Annotated in this window: 2 protein-coding genes; both read right to left on the bottom strand. The window is 33.3% G+C overall.

Annotated features, from left to right (window positions below; genetic code table 11):
- Positions 1-585 precede the first annotated feature (585 nt).
- The gene (locus JDF658_RS12890; RefSeq protein WP_079907936.1) at positions 586-1,821 is read right to left on the bottom strand and encodes a hypothetical protein; all 1,236 of its coding nucleotides are present in this window, start codon (positions 1,819-1,821) and stop codon (positions 586-588) included.
- Positions 1,822-2,301: 480 nt separating this feature from the next.
- A partial coding sequence (locus JDF658_RS14690; RefSeq protein WP_207651247.1) for a hypothetical protein occupies positions 2,302-2,500 on the bottom strand: 199 nt, incomplete at its 5' end.

Genomic DNA, 2,500 nt, shown 5'->3' with positions numbered 1-2,500 from the left:
TTCGTGCACCTCAGTCCGTACGTTCAGCTAACGGTAGGTACTCACCAACCCCAGCTCGAGAATATCACTCGTTAGATACAACAAAAAGGGCTGAGCTCGTGTTAATTTAAAAAAAACCCTTTCCATTTCCAATCCCTCAAACCCGCATAAAATCTACATGGAATTTTATGGTAGGTAATAAAGTTTTTCCGTGAAGCAACTATATTTCTGCTAAAAATTCCCAATCATACACCTATTTTGTGCGAAAAAAGTTTGTCCGAATGGACAGGGTCAAGGGCAAAAGGAAAAAGGGATAAGTGGCGTAAAACCCTCATCTCTTAAGGCTTCACCACTTATCCCTCATCTTTTTCACTACCACTTGACCCTTAAGCCTTTTCCCTTTTTCACCCCTCAACGGAAACACTTTTTTCGCATGCGGAAAAGATTTAAATGAAATATACATCGTTTGGAATAAGTGGTAAGTATTAAGGTTTAATTCTAAAAAGCAATGGATATATTTGTTGTCAAAAACTATTTTATTGCTTGAAGTTTTTCAATACCGAGATTATAAAAAGCCAATTAGTTATTAAAAAAATTTACTTGAGTCTATGGAAGATGGTATGCCAATACAGCTAATTTCACTTCTCTATTTCTGTCACCATTTATATTAAAACGGTAATTAAACCAACTCTCATCTTCTTTATTAACAAAACCAAGATAGTTCTTATGTTTAGGTGTTTCCTCCTCAATTGTTCTCAATACATCAGATATAGTTTTATTTCTTACAAATAAAATTATCGCTGCCTTAGAATCTCTCCATGTCAAATAGCTTAATAGTTGATTTATCGCCTCGTGATAAGCAACTTTTCCTCTCCAGAATTTGCATTCCGCAATAAAGACATTACTACCTTCATATCTCAGAAGTATGTCTGTTTTCCCGCTCTTATTAAAAGTCTCCCCCGTTGCTGAACCTTCAAAATGAGGCTCAAGAAGCATTAAAAAATGATCCCTCAATTGCTCCTCGCTTTTGCCTGAGTAAACGGACGGCTTCCTTTCAAACTCTTTACCCATATCATGGATTAGTTTAAGAATATCTCTATATGTTTGCATATCAAGTGCTGGCTCTGGAGCAAATCCTTTATCAAAAACTTGAGGCTTTACCGCAATTTTCTTCTTTACTCCTGGAGGCGGAATAACAAAAGTTTCTGGAACATTTTCAGTATGTTTGATTGGAACAACTAAACTCGAAAGTAAGTTTCGCCTTTTCAATAACTCCTGTTTTCGACTCCTGAAAATCTCTTCTACTTTTGCCCGTAATGTATTATTAAAGCTATTTACCTCTTCGTTAATATGAGCCTCCATTGTTTTTAATTTCTGTACAGTTGATTCGTAATCTCTATTAATTTCTTCAATGCTATCTCTAAACTGAATTCTCCGAAAAATTAATTCTGATTTATCTATAAACATTTCTTCCGTCCATAAAAGTCTGGTACTTGGTGTATAAGTAAGAAGTTTTAGCTCTCCTTCAACTGGTATATGAAAATAAATTACCATTTTAGGATAAGATTTGCCCGCATATACAATAAAATCCTTGGGAAATAACTCTGCTGGAATAAGCTCTTCTTTTTGCTCTGCATAAGCTTGTTCATATTTTAGTCTAAGAGGTTCTATTGTGTATTCACTAACTTTGTATTCAATGTATTCTACTTCATTAACATTCAATAAATAGTTTTCTGATTCCTCAAAAATGCTCTTCCTTACGGCCTCTTGTCTTTCGTGCAAATAAGAAGATAAGTCTCCATTTTCATAAAAAACTCGGATTTTTCGTAACCCATAAGACATTTTTCCGCCTCCTAATCTAAATTACTCTAACAAAATCCTTCCTTATCCTCGCTTTTCTCATCATCTTCCATTGTTTTTAAAAATCCTTTCCCTTTCTCTTCCCTCCACTCCGCGTAAAATCTATATGGGATTTAATGGAATGTAATAAGATTTTTCTGAAAATTAATTATGCTTATTCTATAATTTCTCAAATTATACTTTATTTTGTACGGAAAAAGTTATTCAAAATAGTTAAGCTCAGGACAAAAAGGAAAAGGATAAGTGATGTAAAATATTACCTTTATCTATCCCTTTTTTTTAATTCAATCAGTTTTATGTATACCAGAACCAGAATACTTGTCAAGTATTCTAATACAATAACTAATCATAGAATATACTGTTTTATTTTGAACATTACCCCCTCTATCAGTAGCGTTGCATAAAATTTTTTAGAATTTGTCAAGCTGGGAATTAATTCGATTTAACACAAAATAGGCAGAATTATGCGTTTTTTAGCTGAGAAATATAAAAATCTCCTTTATAATAGAGATTAAGGGTAGTCCTTGCCCAAATCTCTAATATAAAGGAGAAACCCAAATCCGAGGCAAGGATATCACAAAATCCACATTTTTTCAATTGTTTCAGCCAATTTTTCACGAAAAAATTTTTCAGCTTATTAATAACGCAGGTGTTGACAAAT

The sequence above is a fragment of the Carboxydocella sp. JDF658 genome (assembly GCF_002049395.1).
In the GTDB taxonomy this organism is placed as follows: Bacteria; Bacillota.
The sequence above is the reverse complement of the archived record's forward strand: the minus strand, read 5'-3'. Positions and strand labels throughout refer to the sequence as shown.